The following is a 16947-nucleotide window of genomic DNA, read 5'->3' as shown; positions in this document are numbered from 1 at the left end:
ACGCCGGTGACAGCGGGACCAGATGCGCGACGCGCCGCCGAACGTCATTCCTCCGGCCGGTGCAGCAGCAACATCGCCGCGTCGTCCAGCAGCGGCCCGCCCGCGTGCTGGACCAGGTCGGCCCGCAACGCGTCCAGCCCCGCCTGCGGGTCATCCCGCCGCAACAACCCGGCCCGCTCCTCCAGCGGGTAGAACTCCCCGCCCTTGTCGCGCGCCTCGATGACCCCGTCGGTGAAGAACAGGATGCGATCCCCGCCCCCGAACGGCACCCGATGCGCCTTGACCGCCGCCGGCTCCAGGGCGCCCAGCCCCAGGGGCAGGCCGGGGTCGGGCGGGTCGGCGGCGTGCAGGCCGCCGTCGCCGAGGATGAGGAGGGGAGCCGGGTGCCCGAAGTTCACCAGGGTCATCTCCGTCTCGTGGATCTCGGCGATGATCGCGGTGACGAACTGCTCGCCGCCCAGGTGCCGGGTCAGGCTGGCCTCCAGCCGTTCGCCGATGTCGGCCAGGCCGGCCTCGTCGTAGGCCGCCTCCCGGAACGCCCCCAGCACCCACGCCGCCGTCTCGACCGCCGCCAGCCCCTTGCCCTGCACGTCCCCGATCAGCAGCCGCACGCCGTGCGGGGTGGTGACGATCTCGTACAGGTCGCCGCCGATCTGGGCCTCGGCCGCCGCGGAGGTGTAGGAGAGCGCCACCCGCAGGTCGCCCGCGCGCCGGGGCACCGGGCGGAGCAGGACGCGCTGCGCGGCCTCCGCGACCTGCCGGACGCTGGCCAGCTCGCGCTCGCGTTGCAGGCGCAGGCGGCTGGCCAGCATGCTCGCCGCCGTCACCCCCAGGATGCCGACGACCGTGAGATTGTTCTCGAACGTGAACAGCAGGTCGTTGTAGACGGCCATCGGCACGCACAGGGCCAGCGCCGCCGCCCCGACGGCCGCGGTGCGCCGTACGCCGCCCGACACCGAGGCGAACGCGGGGCCGAGGGTGAGGAGCGGCAGGAAGACGAGGTTCTCGCCGGCCAGCAGGTCGGTGAGCGCGACACCCAGCATGACGACGAACGGCAGCCAGCGCAGGATTCGCAGCGACCTCATCCGACCCCCGAGTGAACTCTTCCGACGTACCAGCATCGCGCAGGAAACCCGTCGTTCTCAACCCGGGAGGCCCGGCAGGCCCGCGGCGGGCGATTCCTGAAAACCCGTCACGGGTATTTGGGGATTTTCCCGGGCATTATGGTGAATCGTGTCCGCGCCGGTACGCACCGTGAAAATCGACAAGTTGTTTTTCGGCTCCTTCTCTCCGCTCGATATAGATAGATTCGACCTGACGGAAAGGAGTCAGCACGTGGCATTGGCCGACGCCGGCATCCGGCGATTACTGGTGGATTCGGGGGAGCCCCGGGGATGGGTGTCCCCCAGAGCCGACCTGGTGACGGCGCTGCTGGGGGTGTGGTTCGGGGTCGGGCTGATGATCGACGCCTGGGCGCACACCAATCTGACGGAGTTGGAGACGTTCTTCACTCCGTGGCACGCGGTGTTCTACTCCGGGTTCGCCGTGGTCTCCGGCTGGATTCTCTGGCAGGTGTGGCGCAACGTACGCGCCGGGAGGCAGGGGCTGGCGGCGGTGCCGGCCGGTTATCTCGCCGGACTGGTGGCGATCCCCGCGTTCGCCGCGTTCGGGTTCGCGGACATGATGTGGCACACCATTCTGGGCATCGAGACAAGCCTCGACATCCTTTTCAGCCCTTCACATCTCGGGCTCATCGTGACGATGCTCCTCATCATCACCACACCGCTCCGCTCCGCGTGGAACGCCCCCGACGTCGGCGCCCGGCCGACGCTCGGCCGCCTGCTGCCCGCGCTCATCGGGCTCGCGTTCGCCACCACGCTGGTGTCGCTGTTCCTGTCGTACGGCGACGCCATGCAGTACCGCCCCGCCCGCATCGTCGAGGCGTTCTCCTCGGCGAACGACCCCGGCGCGGACCGGCTCGCCCTGGCGATGGTCATCACCAACGTCGTCGTGCTCAGCCCCGTGCTGCTGCTGGTGCGCCGCTGGATGCTGCCGTTCGGCTCGGTGACCGTCATGTACGCGATCGCCGTGCTCATGCCGGGAGCCCAGACGGAGTTCGAGAACATGCCGGTGCTGCTGTCGTTCGTGGCCGCCGGGCTCGTGAGCGACCTGCTCATCCGCCGGCTGCGGCCGTCGGCTCAGCGGCGCGGCGCCTACTGGGCGTTCGCGGGGCTGTCGGCGTTCGCCACCTGGACGCTCTACATGGGGGTCTCCTCGGTCGCGGGAGGCGGGCTGCCCGCGGTGCCGGAGTTGTGGACGGGGGCGCCGATCATCGCCGGGCTCATCGGGCTGGCGCTCGGGGCGATGTTCCTGCCGAACGCGGTCGCGCTGTCCGGGGCTCCCGCCGGTGCCCCGAGCGGTGCAGAACCGGCCGGCGTCGCGCCGGTCGAGGCCGAGAAGGCCAGGCCCGGTACGGTCGACGCCGAGCGGGCATGATCGTTCGAGCTCTGTGCCTGGCCGCCGCACTCGTGGTGGCGCTGGCCGTCCCCGCCGCGGCGCACAACGTCACGGCAGGGGCGGATCTGCGGATCGCCCAGACGATCGCCGGCGCCGAGGTCACGGTGGTGATCAAGGGAACATCGCGGGTGCCGGGGCCGCTGCGGATCGGGGTGATCGCGTACCAGCCTGTCACGGGGCTGCCCGTCGGCCTCGAGGTCCGTTCGGTGGAGGACGGCCGTGCGGTGACGGGCATGGCGCAGGCGGCGGCGGATCCGCGCTACGTCCAGCTCCGGGTCGAGCGGACCGGGCCGCACGAGCTGAAGCTGAGCGCGGGGGACGAGGTCGCCGTCGTCCCGTTCCGCGTGCTGGTCGAGCGCGGGTCGATGGGCGACCTTCTCATCTACGGCGGCCTGTTCGTGGCCGCGCTGCTGCTGGTGGGCGGCCTGCTGACCGGCGCCACGGCCCGGCCGGGGCGGGCGATGGCGCTGGCCGCCGGAGCCGCGGCCGGGGTGACGGTCGCCGCCATGGTCATCGTCTTCGAGCCGCAACTGCCGCCGCCCGCGCCCGACGGCGCCGCTCCCACCGCCGCGACCCCTGCGGCGGGCGGGCGGCCGTACGCGCAGGCCCGGGTGGAGACGGTGCCCGCGCGGCCGGGTGCGGGGGAGGAGTTCACGCTGCGGCTGGATCTTGTCGACGGCTCGACCGGGCGGCCCGTGGACGATCTCACCGTGCATCACGAGGCGCTCACCCACGTGGTCGTCACCAGCGAGGACGGGCGGTACTTCCGCCACGTGCACCCCTTGCGCACGGCGCCCGGGCGGCTGGAGGTGCGGCTGCGCGCCGACCGGCCCGGCCGGTACCTCGCGCATGCCGAGCTGGAGCGGGAGGATTCGGGCGGACAGCTCGTCGCCGCGGACTTCCAGGTCGGGGGAGAGCCTGCGCCCGCGGACGGCGCGGACGGCGCGGACGGCGCGGACGGCGCGGACGGCGCGAAGGCAGCGGACGGCACAGAGGGCGCAGGGGCGGCGGAGCCCGGTGGGGTCGTGCCGCGGCTGGAGCCTGGCGTGCCGGTCGCCGGACGGCCCGCGACGATCGAGCTGGACGTCCCGGCCGGTGTGCGGCCCTGGCTCGGGATGACCGGGCACCTGCTCGTACGCAGCCAGGACGGTGCCTTTCTCGGCCACGTCCACGAGATGGGCGCCCCCGGATCCCGGCTGCGCTTCACCTTCGGCTTTCCCCGGCCGGGCCGCTACCTCGCCTGGGTCCAGTACGCCACCGGGGACCGCATCGTGACCGCGCCGTTCACCGTGGACGTGACGGCGGCGGAGGCCCGGTGACGAAGGTGAGACCGGCCCTGGTCGCCGGTGCGCTCGTGATCGCCGGGGCGGCGGTGTTCCTCGTGGGCAGGGGCGGGTCGGCTGATCCGATCGATCTGACCACCACCGGTGCCCGCTACGCCGCCACCGTCCTGATCGAGGACCCGGCTCCGGGGCGGGTCGCCGTGGAGATCCAGGTGAGCAAGGGCGATGCCGACAGCGTGGCCGTCTCCGCGGTGATGGCCGACATGGGGCACTCCACGCCTGAGCTGACCGCCACCGAGCGGGAGCCCGGCCGCTTCCTGGCCGAGGGCGAGCTGTTCTCGATGAGCGGCGTCTGGGAGCTGTCGATCCGCCTCGACGGCCCCGCGGGCGAGGAGCAGCTCGCCGTCAAGGCGCTGATCACCGACTGACGCCGCCCGCCGGCGGCGCCCCGACGGTGTCGCCGGCGAGGCGGGGACGTGGCCGGCTGCCGGGCCGCACGGGTGACGGTCGTCATCGTTCCGTGTCCATTCCGAGGGTTGACAGGCCGCCCCGCGCGCTAAATTATTATTCCTACTTGTATAGTAGGAATCGTAGGGAAGGGGAGATCGTGCGAGCGCTCATCCTGCTCGGGCTGGTCGGCCTCGCCGCTCAGCTGGTCGACGGCAGCCTAGGCATGGCCTATGGCGTCACCTCGACCACACTGCTGCTGGCCATCGGCACCAACGCGGCGGCCGCCTCCGCCACCGTCCACCTCGCCGAGATCGGCACCACGCTCGCCTCGGGCATCTCCCACTGGCGCTTCGGCAACGTGGACTGGAAGGTCGTCGCGAAGATCGGCCTTCCCGGAGCCGTCGGCGCCTTCGCCGGGGCGACGTTCCTGTCGAGCCTGTCCACCGAGCTCGCCGCCCCGGTGATGTCGCTCATCCTGCTCTCCCTGGGCGTCTACATCCTCATCCGCTTCACCGCGTTCGGCCTGCCGCGCGGGAACCTGGGCAAGCCGCTGCGCAGGCGCTTCCTGGCGCCGCTCGGCCTGCTGGCCGGCTTCGTGGACGCCACCGGCGGTGGCGGCTGGGGCCCGGTCGGCACGCCCGCCATCCTGGCCAGCGGGCGGCTGGCCCCCCGCAAGGTGATCGGCTCCATCGACGCCAGCGAGTTCCTCGTCGCCATCGCCGCCAGCATCGGCTTCTTCGTCGGCATCGGCTCCGAGAACATCAACTTCGCCTGGGTGGCCGTCCTGCTGCTCGGCGGCGTCATCGCCGCGCCGATCGCCGCCTGGCTCGTCCGGCACATCCCGCCGCGCATCCTCGGCTCCGCCGTGGGCGGCGTGATCGTGCTGACCAACGTCCGCACGCTGCTGCGCAGCGACTGGATCGACGCCTCCGGCGGCGTCCAGACCGTCGCCTACATCGTCATCGCCGTCATCTGGGCCGCCGCGATCGCCTACTCCGTACGCGAGTACCGCCGCGACAAGGCCAACGAGTCGGTCGAGGCGGTGGAGAGCGAGCTGCGTCAGCGTACGACGACAGAGGAGGAGACGGCCTCCGCCTGAGCCGGCCCATGAGAATCTCCGCCCGCACCCAATACGCCCTGGGCGCCATGCTCGCCCTGGCCGTGGCCGACAGCCCGGTGCACGCTGAACGGATCGCCGTCACGCAGGACATCCCCCGTCGCTTCTGCGACAACATCCTGCTTCAGCTGCGCCGGGCCGGTCTCATCCGCAGCCAGCGCGGTCCCGACGGCGGTTACTGGCTGGCCCGGCCGCCCGGGGAGATCGCGCTGGCCGACGTCATCCGCGTCACCGAGGGCGCCGAGCAGGCCCTGCGCCCGTTCTCCCCGGCCGCCGCGCCGCTCGCCGAGATCTGGGACCGGCTGCGCAGCCACGAGGACGCGCTGCTCAGCGAGATCACCCTGGCGGACGTCGTCGCCTCCCGCGACCGCCAGGACGGCCGGGCCGACTCCGGCGGCCTCCCTGACGACCCGCCCGGACCCCATGGCGTGCTCGGGGCCCATGGCCTGGGCGGGCGCGGCGCCCTGTAGGGGAGTGGCAAGCTGGGGCGGTGGCTTTCGGGGTACGCGAGTTCGAGCTGGCGCTGCTGCACCGCATGCGCGACGTGAACGCCGAGAAGGTCGAGGAGACCCTCGGCCTCATCGGCGCCTCACGCGCCGAACTGCGCGAGGCCCATGCCCACTGGACGAGGCTCGCCCACGCCCCGAGGGCTCCGAAGGGGGCCGCCGCCCTGCGGATGGCGCTGGGGCCGCCGCCGTACCGCGGGCGCAGGGCCGCCGGCAGCCTCACCTGCGACGTGCTCCGCTGGCCGCTGCCGACCTGGCCGGGGCTGGCGTACGAGGCGCTGGCCGGCCCCGGTGGCGAGCTGTGGAACCAGTGGTTCGTCCGGCCCTCCGGCGCCGCCACGCCGGCCTTCGCCGACCTGGTCCCCTGGGGGTGCGTCGTGGGCGACGTCGGCGCGAGCTTCCCCGACGCCGTGCAGATCGACGGCCCGGCCCCGCACCACTGGACGGTCGATTTCCGCCACGACGGCCGGACGCATCGCGCCCGCTTCGTGTACGGGCTCCTCCAGCGCCTGGAACGAGCGCCCTCACGCCTGTTCTGAGGCCCGGCCGGCGAGCGGGCCCGCCGGGACGACGGGGCCCAGGTCCTCACGCGGGTGTGAGGATCGTGAGGACCTGGGCGGTGGCCGGGCACCGTCGGCGGAAGGTGCCCGGCCCATCGGGAACGCCGCGTCAGCCCCGGCATCCCGGTCATGGGGAACACCGCACGGGCGGGGCGGGCGGGAGCCGGGCCCCGTGGGGCGCGGGTGACCCGGTCAGCGAGCGTTCTTGACGGCGAGCAGCGCCTGGTAGGCGGGCTTGGGCGCGAGGTTCTCGTCGAGCAGGCACGCCGCCCCCTGCCCCTCGAACCAGCCCGGCACCCACGAGTGCCGGTCGGTGAAGCCCCAGACGGTGAGCTCGCGGCAGGCCCTGACGCTGAGGCAGTCGGTCATGGCCCGGCTGTAGTAGGTGGCCTGGGTGGCCAGCTTCTCCGGGGTCACCGGCAGCTCCATGCGCACGTCCAGCTCGGTGATCGCGACCTCCAGGCCGAGGTCGGCGAAGCGGCGCATGACGTTCGCCCAGTCGCCGGGGTAGTCGTACTGGATGCCGAGATGGCCCTGGAAGCCGACGCCGTGGATCGGTACGCGCTGCGCCTGGAGCTCCTTGACCAGGGACAGCGTGGTCTCGATCTTGGGGGCGTTCCATTCGAGGTTGTAGTCGTTGATGAACAGCCTGGCGTGCGGGTCGGCGCGGTGGGCCCAGCGGAAGGCGTCGGCGATGTAGCCGGGGCCGAGGTGCTTGAGCCAGATGCTCTGCCGCATCGTGCCGTCCTCCTCCACGACCTCGTTCACCACGTCCCAGGCGCGGATCTTGCCCTTGTAGCGGCGTACCTGTGTGGTGATGTGGTCGCGCAGGATCCCCCGGAGCTCGGTGGCGTCGATGGAGCCGTCCTCGACGCCCGCGGTGAGCCAGGCGGGGAGCTGGTTGTGCCAGACGAGGGTGTGGCCGCGTACCTGCTGGCGGTTGCGGCGCGCGCTCTCGACCAGCGTGTCGGCGTCGTCCCAGGTGAACACGCCGCGCTGCGGCTCCACCGACTCCCATTTCATCGCGTTCTCGGCGGTGACGTGGTTGAACTCGCGGTTGAGCACCCTGCGGTAGTCGGACTCGGCGCGCAGGGCGGCGAGGTCCACCGCCGAGCCGATCCTGACGCCGGTCTGCTGCGCGAGCTGGCGCAGGTCGCGTGGTGGGCGCGGGTGGGCGGAGGCGGGGAGCGGGGCGGCGAGGACGAGCGCGAGGGCGATGATCAATGGCTTCACCGAATGACCTCCGGTGCCGTGGGGGTGGCTTGGGGCGGCTACAGGTGTGTTCCGAAAGTTTCGGAATTGTGTCGATAGTTTCACCGACTGCCGGAACCGTAAGCGCTCGGGGATGCCACGTCAACACCTGGAACGGGGTCAGGCCGGCGGGGGAGTGCGGCAGGAGCAGCCGGGAGCGCAGGTCGCGCATCCGTCCTCGCGTGCCGCGACGGTGGCCGGCGTGGCGCAGCAGGCGTCCCCGCGCCAGGCCTCGCGGCCTTCCTTGACCGCTACGGCGGCGATGACCAGGGCGGCGACCGGGTCGGCCCAGGACCAGCCGAACGCGCTGTTGAGCGCGAGCCCGGCCAGCAGCACGGCCGACAGGTAGGTGCACAGCAGCGTCTGCCTGGAGTCGGCCACCGCGGAGGCGGAGCCGAGCTCGCGGCCCGCGCGGCGCTGGGCGTACGACAGGAACGGCATGACGGCCAGCGACACCGCGGCCAGGATCAGGCCGGGGGTGGAGTGCCCGGCCTCGCCGGCGCCGAGCAGGGCCCGGACGGCGTCGACCGTGACATAGGCGGCCAGGGCGAAGAAGGAGATCGCGATGACCCGCAGCGCCGCCCGCTCCCGCCTCTCGGGGTCGGCGGCGGAGAACTGCCAGGCCACCGCGGCGGCCGAGGCGACCTCGACGACGGAGTCCAGCCCGAAGCCGATCAGGGCGGCGGAGGAGGCCGCGGTGCCGGCGGTGATGGCCACGGCCGCTTCGATCACGTTGTAGGTGATGGTCGCGGCGACCAGCAGCCGGATCCGGCGATGCAGCACCGTCCGCCGGGCCGGGACGGGCGGGCCCAGCGAGGTCACGACGCCGCCTCCCCGGTGGTCCGGGATCCGCGGGCCTCGCCGGCCGTGGCCGGGCACAGCGTCACGGCGTGCCCGGTGGCGGCCAGCAACTGCTCGGCCGAGGCCAGCAGGTCCATCAGCTCGGGCCGGGTGAGGGAGTAGAAGGACTGCCGTCCTTCGGCCCGGTAGCCGATCAGGCCGCAGTCGCGCAGGCAGGCGAGGTGCTTGGACACGGTGGACTGGGCCAGGCCGAGCTGGGTGGTCAGGTCGACCACGCGGGCCTCGCCGCGTGCGAGCCGCTGCACGATGCGCAGCCGGGTCTCGTCGGCCAGGGAGTGGAACAGCGCCGCCGCCGGGGAGATACCCGCGGCGATGTCGGCGCTCACGCAACGGCCGCCATCTCGATTGATCGCCATATCGCGATGATAGCCGGAATGGGCGATATGTTCGCAAGCGGCGTTGCGACGGACGCCGTTGCGGGGCGGCCCCGTGGCGCGCTCGAACCGGACGGACTGCTACCGGCAGGGCGTGTAACGGGGTGGTTCCGTGACTCGCTCGGGCGGGATGGCCTGCTTCCCGGCAGGGCACGTTTCGGGCGGAACCACGGGGAACAGGAGCGGGTGGCTCGCCGGCAGCCGTTCAACACGACCACCTGCACGGCGCCGGCGGGCCGCTCGCCACGAAGGGACCTCTCCGGATCCAGGGCCGCGATCCTGGCCCGGAGGCGGGGCGCAAGGGCGTGGTTCGGGTTCGCCGGGCGTGGATGAGGGCGCGTTCGGCGGCGGTCTGGGCTATGGTCGGCCCCATGACGGGACCGTGGAGAACACCACGAGGGTCCATCGCGCTCACCGGCGTGATGGGCCCGGTCCTGCTGTCGTTGTGGCCGCTGCTGCACGGCGATCGCCAGGGCGAGCCGACGCACCTGGCCCTGCTGGCCTCGCCCGCCGCGGACGCCGTCCGCGACCCGCAACAGCTCGCGCACCGCACCGCGGGGTCGCGCAGCCCGCCGCTGACCTAGCCGACGTCTCATCCTCTCCCCCTTCCAACAGGGGCGGGGCACGCTGTGCTGCCCTCCCCTGACGTCAGCCAGGAGCCGATCATCGTCATGTCCGTCGCATCAGTTCACGTCCTGGAACGGCCGCACGAGCTCGCACGTCCTCAGGCGCCGTGCGGGAGCGCGTCGTGAACGCCGCGCAGCGCTTCGTGGCGCTCGATCTGGGCACCGCTCGTACGCGGTCGCTGTCCCTGGGCGGGCACGCCATGGCCGACCTGCCCTCGGTGATCGTCAGGGGGCCGGACGCGGTGCGGCCCATCCGGCACGGCATGGTGATCGACCCGGGAGCCTGCCTGCGCCTGGTCCGCCTGGCGTTGCAGGACACCCGGCTCTACGACAGCCGCCCGCTGGAGCGGGTGCTGGCGGGTGTGCCGCTGGCCGCGTCGCGCAGCGATCGCGGGGCGGTCCGCGCCGCGGTCGCGGAGATCGCCGGATGCGAGGTGCGGCTGGTCGACGAGCCGCTGGCCGCCGCCGTCGGCGCGGGCCTGGACGTTCTCGACAGCCGGCCGGGCCTGGTGCTGGACGTCGGGGCGGGCATCGTGGAGGTGGTCGCGTTCAGCGAAGGGGCCGTCATCGACGCGGCCGCCCTCCAGCTCAGCGCCACCACCGGGGCGGGGCTGGCGTCGTACGCGCTGGAGGGGGTCGTGGACATGACGGCGGCCCTGGCCCGCCGCCTGCGGGCCGGCGCGCGCCCCGCCACGCGCGCCCGCGGCCTGGTGGTCACCGGCGGTGGCGCTCGTCAGGAGGAGCTGCTGCGCCGGCTGCGCGGCTCGGTGCGGCTGCCGATCAGCGTGGCCACGCAGCCGCAGCACGCGACCGTCCGCGGCTTGATGCGGCTGTGCCTGCAGCCGTCCCTGGCCGCCCGTGCCAGGCCGGACCGGAGCTGGTCATGATCACGTTGGACCGCCTGGTGAACGTGCTCGGCGGGTACGGCGTGCGGCTCTGCGGGCGCCCCGAGGCCCGTGCGACCTGGGTGCGCAGCGTGGCGATGCCGGAGGCCGGCGAGCGCCACGTCACGGGCGACCTGCTCCTGGCCGTCGGCAGCTCCTCGATCGCCGAGGCGGTGCTGGGCGCGGCCGCGGTCGAGGCCACCGCGGTCCTGGTCCGGCCCGCCGGTGACGGGAGCGGCACGGGCGCCGGGGACGGGAACGGCACGGGGGCAGGCAGCGGCACGGGCGCCGGGAGCGGGAGCGATGTGGCCGCCGAGCGGGAGGCCGCGGCGCTCGGCGAAGAGCACGGGGTGACCGTGCTGCTGGCCGATCCCGCCGTCTCGTGGAGCCAGCTGGCCGGCGTGGTCTACGGGCTGGTGCTGGAGAGCCGCGAGACCGCCTCCGGACGCGGGCCGACCGACCTGTTCGCGCTGGCCGACAGCCTGGCCGACGTCATCGGCGGGCCGGTGACCATCGAGGACCGGCACTCCCGGGTGCTGGCCTACTCCCGTTCCCAGCAGGCGGGCGACCCGGCCCGGCTGGAGACGATCCTGGCGCGGCGCGTGCCCGACCGCCTGCGCGAGCTGTTCCAGCAGCAGGGGGTCTTCGCCCGCCTGGCGACCACGGACGAGCCGGTGTTCGTCCCCGCCGACCCCGCGAACGGCCTCACCGGGCGCATGGCGGTGGCGGTGCGGGCCGGGCGCGAGCTGCTCGGCTCGGTGTGGGTGAGCCGCGGCAGCCCGCCGGACGAGGCCGGTCGCCGCGCCCTGACCGACGGCGCCCGTACGGTGGCGCTGCACCTGCTGCGCTCCCGGGCCAGCGCCGACCTGGAGCGGCAGGTGGAGTCCGACCTGGTCATCCGGCTGCTGGAGGGCAGCGCCGACGCGGCGACGGTGATCAGCCGGCTGGGCCTGCCGCCGCAGGAGATGCGCGTCATCGCGGTCCGGGCGCGCACCGGCGGCGAGCGCCACGCCGCGCTGCTGCTGGCCTTCGAGCAGGCCACCACCGGCTTCGGCTGGTCCAGGCCCGGGCGCAGCACGCTGCTCGGCGACACGCTCTACACGATCCTGCCGGCCGGCGACGCCCAGGCGGCCCGCCACGGGCAGGCGGCCCGCCAGAGGCAGGCGGCCGGGCATGCGCAGGCGGCCGGCGACGCGCAGGCGGCCCGCCGCTGGGTCGCGGCGCTGCAGGCGGAGCTGCCCGCACAGGTACGCCTGGCCGCCGGGATCGGCGCCCCCGCCGGGGTGGCGGAGCTGCCGGCGGGCCGTCAGGAGGCCGACGAATGCCTGGCGCTGCACGAGAGCGGCAGCCCCGCCGCCCCGCCGCCCGCCTACGACGAGTCCTGGGACGACATCCTGCTGCGTCGGCTGCGCGCCGCCGCCCGCACGGGCCGCACCCCGGCCCGCGGCCCGGTGCCCACGCTGCTGGCACACGACGCCCGTCACGACACCCGCTTCGCCGCCACGCTGCGGGCCTGGCTGGAGAGCCAGGGCGACCTCACCCTGGCCGCCGAGCGGCTGGAGGTGCACCCCAACACCGTGCGCAACCGGCTGCGCAAGATGGGCGAGCTCACCCCGCTGGACCTGGGCGACGCCCGCAAGCGCCTGGCCCTGACCATCATGCTGGCCGCCGTCGAGCACGAGCCCGGCCACTGACCCCGTTGTGCCGGATCCACACGCGGCAGCGGCGTGATTGTCGCCCGCCCACACCGCCGCCGGCCGCCGCCCGGGCCATGCTGGCAGCGACATCGGATCCGTACTCGTTGGAGGGTGAGCATGGCCGGCAACTGGCCGCGGTCGGTGATCGTGGTGGGCGCGGGCATCGTGGGCCTGTCGACCGCGTGGTTCCTGCAGGAGCGCGGGGTCCAGGTCGACGTGGTCGACCGGGGCGGCGTGGCCGCCGGCGCGTCCTGGGGCAACGCGGGATGGATCGCCCCGGGCCTGGCCATCCCGCTGAACGAGCCCGCCGTCCTGCGTTACGGCCTGCGCTCGCTGCTCGACCCCGCGGCGCCGCTGCACGTGCCCGCCACCGTCGACCCGGGCCTCTGGTCGTTCCTGGCCCGCTTCGCCGCCAACAGCCACTGGCGGTCCTGGACCCGCGCCGCGCGCGCCAACCTGCCGCTCAACGAGGAGTGCGTCGAGGCGTACGAGGTGCTGGCGGCCGACGGCGTGTCCGCGCCCGTCGTCGCGGCGCCGATCACCGCCGCGTTCCGCACCCCGCGCCAGGCCGGGAGCCTGCTGCGCGAGCTGCGCAGGCTGGAGTCGGCCGGGCAGCGGGTCGAGCACACCGTGCTGGACGGCGGGCGGCTGCACGAGCAGGTCCCGCTGGCCGGCGAGCCGCTGGGCGCGGGGGTGCGGATCGAGGGGCAGCGCTACGTCGACCCGGGCGCCTTCGTGCACGAGCTGGGCAAGGCCGTCATGCGGCGCGGCGCGACCGTGTACGCCGTCGAGGTCGCCGAGGTGCGCACCGACGACAGGAAGGTGATCGTCCGCTCCGCCAAGGGCACCGTCCTGTCGGCCGACGCGGTGGTGCTGGCCACCGGCGCCTGGCTGCCCCGCCTGGCCCGGCAGTGGGGCGTGCGCGTCCCGGTGCGGGCCGGTCGCGGCTACTCCTTCACCGTGCCGGTCGACCATCCCGTCCCCGGCCCCCTCTACCTGCCCGGCGTGCGGGTCGCCTGCACGCCGTACCAGGGCGGCCTGCGGGTGGCCGGCACGATGGAGTTCCGCGACCCGGACGCCCCGCAGGTGCCCGCCCGGCTGGACGCCATCGTCGCCTCCGCCCGCCCGCTCCTGCGCGGGGTGCGCTGGGAGGAGCGGACCGACGTCTGGGTGGGCGGCCGGCCGGTCACGCCGGACGGGCGGCCGCTCATCGGCGCGACGGCGGCTCCCACCGTGTACGTGGCGGGCGGCCATGGCATGTGGGGCCTGACCCACGGCCCGATCACGGGGCGGCTGCTGGCCGAGCAGATCACCACCGGCAAGCAGCCCGCCGCGCTGGCCGATTTCGACCCGCTGCGCTGACCCCTTTGAACTGCGCACCCTCCTGGTACGTGGTAGGGGCATGACGCTTCGCTTGCTCGCCCTCCTCGCCCTGGCCGCCTCCTTCCTCGTCGGGCTGTCCACGGCCGCGCACGCCTGCAGTTGCGCGAACCTGTCACCGGCGCGGGCCGTGGAGCACGCGGACGCCGTCTTCACCGGCACGGTGACGCGGGTGCGCGCGGAGGAGGGGACGGGCCGGCCCCGGATCTACACGTTCCGGGCCGACCAGGTCTACAAGGGCATGCCGGCGGAGCGGTTCACGGTCGCGAGCAGCGCGGACAGCGCCTCGTGCGGCTACGCGTTCGGGCGGGGCGGGCGGTACCTGGTGTTCGCGGCTTCCGGCTCCGCGGGGCCCGCGGCGGAGGGGGCCGAGCTGTCGTCCACGCTGTGCTCGGGCAACGTGCCGGTCGACCCGGGCTCGGGGCCGCTGCGGCCCGGCGACGAGCGGGAGGCCGGGCACGAGAGCCTGGCGGGGCCCGTGGACGCCGGGCTCGTCAAGGCGCTCGGCACCCCGTCGCGGCCGGTGGTGACCGGCGAGACCTTCACCGTCAAGGGGCCGCTGAGGGCGGAGGAGGAGACGGGCTCCGGGTGGGGATGGATCGCCGGGGGCGCGGCCGGCGTGCTGCTGCTGGCGGGCGCGTTCACCGCCGTCGCGCTGCGCCGCCGCCCAGGCGCCCGCGGCCGCTGACGGGCGGCTCTCACGGATCCTCGCGCCGCAGGCGGGCCGTGAGGCGGGGCAGGCTGAGCCCCAGGAGCACGAGGGCCACGCCGGCCAGCCGGACCGGCGAGGGCAGCGTCCCCTGCTGGACGCAGTCGATCACCACGGCGGACAGCACCTGCCCGCTGATCACCAGCACCGAGGCGCTCATCGCGCCCAGCCTCGGGAACACGTAACTGTTGACCGCCACGAACAGCGCCCCGAACACCCCGCCCGCGTACGCCGCGACGGGCACGTCCGTGACGTCCGGCCAGGTCCGCAGGACGAGCAGCACCGCGCTCAGGAAGAGGAAGCCCACCACGTGGTTCCACACGGAGGCCCTGAACGCGCCCGCCCGCGTGCCGAGCTGGCCGTTGATGGTGCGGCTGGCGCCGATGAGCACGCCGTTGAGCAGCGCGAGGGACACGAAGAAGAGCACGGGTCACGCTCCGCCGAGCACGATCAGCACGCTGCCCGCGAGCACGCACCCGGCGACCGCCAGGTCCGTGCCCGTGACGCGGCGCTGGGGGGTGTGCAGCAGGCCCAGGTGGTCGGCGGCGGTGCCGAACACCACCTGGCCGGTGAGCATCAGCGCGATGGTCCCGGCCAGCGCCAGCTCGCTGTTGACCGCGACGGCGGACAGGACGACCACGAGCGCGCCGGGGATGCCGCCCAGGTAGTACCACAGCGGCGTCCTGGCCGTGCCGTGCTCCTGCGCCGGCTGCGGCCCGCGCCGGGCGATCGCCAGCACCAGGAGCAGCGCGACCGCGGCTCCGACGGCGTGCGCCGCCCAGGAGGCGAACAGCGCGTCGGTGTGGCGGGCGAGCACGGCGTTGGACAGGGTCATCAGCGTGAGCAGCACGCCGCCCGCGATCGCCAGCAGCCAGTCGAGCGCGCGCCCCGTCATGGCGCCGGCTCCGCCGCGGCGCCCGAGCTGGATAGTTTCATGTCCGTGCATTGAAACACGTTCCGGCCCGTGGCGCCGACCCGGGGGTGCGGAGAGCCCGCCGGCTACCGCCGCGCTGGCGCGCGCGTCCTGAACGGCGCCAGATACGCCCACTGCCAGGCCAGCTCGAGCGGCCCGCGCTCGAACCGGCGCAGCCACAGCGACGACAGCACCATGAACAGCAGGCAGATCGTGCCCCAGGCCACCGGCACCCACCAGGGCCGCAGCCCGTCGAAGCGGGCGGCCAGGCCCAGCCCCCAGCCGTAGCAGAGCGCGCCTGCGGCCAGATTCTGGAACACGTAGCAGGACAACGCCGTGCGGCCGACGCCGGTGAGCCCCCTACGCAGCACGCCCGGCGCGCCCTTCATGCCGAGCACGATCGAGGTGACCAGCGCCAGCAGGCCCAGGGCGACCAGCGGCGCCATGAGGTAACGGTCCACCATGAACCAGGCGGGCCCCGCGAAGGACGTCAGCAGGTTCAGCGGCACGCCGAGGCCGAGCCCGGCGGCCATCAGGCGGCCCCGCAGCCGCGCGCCCCGCTCCTCGAACACGCCGGCGCGCAGCAGGCGGGCCCCGAGCAGGAACAGCACGATGCCCAGCGGCACGATGAGGACCAGCTCCGCGCGGAACACCACCAGGTTGTCCAGGCGCAGCCGCACCTGGTCGAGCCAGCCGTCCGGGTACGCGGCCGGCGCGGCGCCCCCGGCCTGGGCCTGCGCTGTCAGCAGGGCCAGCGTCACCAGGCTCACCAGGGCCACGAGCACCGCGCCCGCCGCCACCATCCAGGCCGTGACGGCGCGCTCGCTCCTGCCGATCAGATATGCGACGATCATCGAGGTCAGCGCGTACCCCATCAGCACGTCGAACTCGAAGATCAGGACGAAGTGCAGCGCCCCCTCGGCGAACAGCAGCGCCGCCCGCCAGAGATAGCGGCCCGGCCACGCCAGGCCCCTGCGCACCGCGCTGCGGTACTGCAGCTCCAGGCCGACGCCGAACAGCAGCGTGAGCAGGCCGAGGAACTTGCCGTTGGACAGGAACCGCAGGAACGTCTCGGCCACGCCGGGGTCCCCGCCGAAGCTCAGGATCGCCGGCGGGCCGCCGGGATCGGTGAAGATCCAGATGTTGGTGCCGAGCGTGCCCAGGATGGCCACGCCGCGCAGCACGTCCAGGGCGTCGATGCGTCTGTCCACACCTTCAACTGTGCTGGCGCGCGGGCCGGCATCCGTCGTCCCGGGGAGCGAAATCGCCGGTACATCGATGGATGTACGGCGCGCGACCGAAGTCGCGACGAGGAGGAGCCGCCGTGAGCCCTTACTACGAGGCGCCCGACTACTACCGGCCCGCGCCCGGAGACCCGCCCGCGGTGTTCCTGGCCGGCGGGATCACGGGGGTGGCGGACTGGCAGCGGGAGGCGGCGCGGGAGCTCGGGCGGCTCGGCGCGGTCGTGCTCAACCCGCGCCGCCGCGACTTCCCGATCGGGGATCCGGCGCAGACGCCGGTCCAGATCGCCTGGGAGCACCACCACCTGCACCTGCCGGGGGTGCTGACCATGTTCTGGTTCCCGCCGGGGGACAGCACGCAGCCGATCGCGCTGCTGGAGCTGGGGGCGGCGCTGGACAACCCGGCGCGGCGGATCGTGGTGGGGGCCGATCCGGGTTTTCCGCGGGAGCGGGACGTGCGCTGGCAGGCGCGCCTGGCCCGGCCCGGCGAGGTGGTGCGCACGACGCTCGCCGGCACCCTGGACGCCGTGCGCGACCTGCTCTGAGTGCCGGCGGGCGGCCCCTGGGACACCCGCCGG

General features: G+C 74.1%; 19 protein-coding genes. 12 read left to right on the top strand and 7 right to left on the bottom strand.

The annotated features are described in order from the left end of the window. Nucleotides 1-44 precede the first annotated feature (44 nt). Complete coding sequence (locus tag HD597_RS29575; RefSeq protein ID WP_253746193.1) at nt 45-1085, bottom strand: PP2C family protein-serine/threonine phosphatase; 1041 nt, start codon at nt 1083-1085, stop codon at nt 45-47. 250 nt (nt 1086-1335) lie between these two features. On the opposite strand from HD597_RS29575, the gene HD597_RS29570 reads away from it, so the two are divergent. The 6 genes from HD597_RS29570 to HD597_RS29545 all read left to right on the top strand — a co-directional run bounded on the left by HD597_RS29570 (nt 1336) and on the right by HD597_RS29545 (nt 6412). Continuing rightward, nucleotides 1336-2496, top strand: coding sequence for a hypothetical protein (locus HD597_RS29570; protein ID WP_253746192.1), 1161 nt, complete (start codon nt 1336-1338; stop codon nt 2494-2496). Further along, nucleotides 2493-3836 carry a DUF8832 domain-containing protein gene (locus tag HD597_RS29565; protein ID WP_253746191.1) on the top strand — a complete coding sequence of 448 codons (1344 nt, stop codon included), beginning with the start codon at nt 2493-2495 and terminating at the stop codon, nt 3834-3836. The genes HD597_RS29570 and HD597_RS29565 overlap by 4 nt, the downstream gene beginning before the upstream one ends. Continuing rightward, nucleotides 3833-4228 carry a FixH family protein gene (locus HD597_RS29560; RefSeq protein WP_253746190.1) on the top strand — a complete coding sequence of 132 codons (396 nt, stop codon included), beginning with the start codon at nt 3833-3835 and terminating at the stop codon, nt 4226-4228. The genes HD597_RS29565 and HD597_RS29560 overlap by 4 nt, the downstream gene beginning before the upstream one ends. 179 nt (nt 4229-4407) lie before the next feature. Further along, on the top strand, nt 4408-5349 hold the full coding sequence (locus tag HD597_RS29555) for a sulfite exporter TauE/SafE family protein (RefSeq protein WP_253746189.1): 942 nt from the start codon (nt 4408-4410) through the stop codon (nt 5347-5349). A gap of 8 nt (nt 5350-5357) precedes the next feature. Then, on the top strand, nt 5358-5837 hold the full coding sequence (locus HD597_RS29550) for an RrF2 family transcriptional regulator (RefSeq protein WP_253746186.1): 480 nt from the start codon (nt 5358-5360) through the stop codon (nt 5835-5837). Between the two features lie 20 nt (nt 5838-5857). Next, the gene (locus HD597_RS29545) at nt 5858-6412 is read left to right on the top strand and encodes a hypothetical protein (RefSeq protein ID WP_253746185.1); all 555 of its coding nucleotides are present in this window, start codon (nt 5858-5860) and stop codon (nt 6410-6412) included. Nucleotides 6413-6625: 213 nt separating this feature from the next. On the opposite strand, the gene HD597_RS29540 is transcribed toward HD597_RS29545, so the two are convergent. From HD597_RS29540 to HD597_RS29530, 3 genes are all read right to left on the bottom strand, one after another. Next, on the bottom strand, nt 6626-7666 hold the full coding sequence (locus HD597_RS29540) for an endo-1,4-beta-xylanase (protein WP_253746184.1): 1041 nt from the start codon (nt 7664-7666) through the stop codon (nt 6626-6628). Between the two features lie 138 nt (nt 7667-7804). Further along, nucleotides 7805-8506: a cation efflux transmembrane domain-containing protein gene (locus tag HD597_RS29535; protein ID WP_253746183.1), complete on the bottom strand. Its 702-nt coding sequence runs from the start codon at nt 8504-8506 to the stop codon at nt 7805-7807. Continuing rightward, nucleotides 8503-8901 carry an ArsR/SmtB family transcription factor gene (locus HD597_RS29530; protein ID WP_253746182.1) on the bottom strand — a complete coding sequence of 133 codons (399 nt, stop codon included), beginning with the start codon at nt 8899-8901 and terminating at the stop codon, nt 8503-8505. The genes HD597_RS29535 and HD597_RS29530 overlap by 4 nt, the downstream gene beginning before the upstream one ends. A gap of 389 nt (nt 8902-9290) precedes the next feature. Between HD597_RS29530 and HD597_RS29525 the strand changes: the two genes are divergently transcribed. The 5 genes from HD597_RS29525 (at nt 9291) to HD597_RS29505 (ending at nt 14194) form a co-directional block, all read left to right on the top strand. After that, nucleotides 9291-9503 carry a hypothetical protein gene (locus HD597_RS29525; RefSeq protein WP_253746181.1) on the top strand — a complete coding sequence of 71 codons (213 nt, stop codon included), beginning with the start codon at nt 9291-9293 and terminating at the stop codon, nt 9501-9503. 164 nt (nt 9504-9667) lie between these two features. After that, nucleotides 9668-10432 carry a rod shape-determining protein gene (locus tag HD597_RS29520; RefSeq protein WP_253746180.1) on the top strand — a complete coding sequence of 255 codons (765 nt, stop codon included), beginning with the start codon at nt 9668-9670 and terminating at the stop codon, nt 10430-10432. Further along, nucleotides 10429-12123, top strand: coding sequence for a PucR family transcriptional regulator (locus HD597_RS29515; RefSeq protein ID WP_253746179.1), 1695 nt, complete (start codon nt 10429-10431; stop codon nt 12121-12123). Before HD597_RS29520 ends, HD597_RS29515 begins: the two co-directional genes overlap by 4 nt. Nucleotides 12124-12243: 120 nt before the next feature. Beyond that, complete coding sequence (locus HD597_RS29510) at nt 12244-13488, top strand: NAD(P)/FAD-dependent oxidoreductase (protein WP_253746178.1); 1245 nt, start codon at nt 12244-12246, stop codon at nt 13486-13488. A 40-nt stretch (nt 13489-13528) separates the two neighbouring features. Beyond that, nucleotides 13529-14194 carry a hypothetical protein gene (locus tag HD597_RS29505; RefSeq protein ID WP_253746177.1) on the top strand — a complete coding sequence of 222 codons (666 nt, stop codon included), beginning with the start codon at nt 13529-13531 and terminating at the stop codon, nt 14192-14194. Between the two features lie 10 nt (nt 14195-14204). Here HD597_RS29505 and HD597_RS29500 read toward each other — a convergent pair whose 3' ends face one another. The 3 genes from HD597_RS29500 to HD597_RS29490 form a co-directional block, all read right to left on the bottom strand. Continuing rightward, nucleotides 14205-14642 carry a DMT family transporter gene (locus HD597_RS29500; protein WP_253746176.1) on the bottom strand — a complete coding sequence of 146 codons (438 nt, stop codon included), beginning with the start codon at nt 14640-14642 and terminating at the stop codon, nt 14205-14207. A gap of 3 nt (nt 14643-14645) precedes the next feature. Continuing rightward, nucleotides 14646-15110, bottom strand: coding sequence for a DMT family transporter (locus tag HD597_RS29495; RefSeq protein WP_253746175.1), 465 nt, complete (start codon nt 15108-15110; stop codon nt 14646-14648). A 104-nt stretch (nt 15111-15214) separates the two neighbouring features. Then, nucleotides 15215-16339 (bottom strand): DUF418 domain-containing protein, encoded by a 1125-nt coding sequence (locus HD597_RS29490; RefSeq protein WP_253746174.1) that lies wholly within the window; start codon nt 16337-16339, stop codon nt 15215-15217. 113 nt (nt 16340-16452) lie between these two features. On the opposite strand from HD597_RS29490, the gene HD597_RS29485 reads away from it, so the two are divergent. Further along, the gene (locus HD597_RS29485) at nt 16453-16914 is read left to right on the top strand and encodes a nucleoside 2-deoxyribosyltransferase domain-containing protein (protein WP_253746173.1); all 462 of its coding nucleotides are present in this window, start codon (nt 16453-16455) and stop codon (nt 16912-16914) included. The last annotated feature ends 33 nt before the right edge of the window (nt 16915-16947 follow it).

The organism is Nonomuraea thailandensis (assembly GCF_024172165.1).
Classification (GTDB): Bacteria; Actinomycetota; Actinomycetes; order Streptosporangiales; family Streptosporangiaceae; genus Nonomuraea; species Nonomuraea thailandensis.
This window is presented reverse-complemented; position numbering and strand designations above follow the sequence as displayed.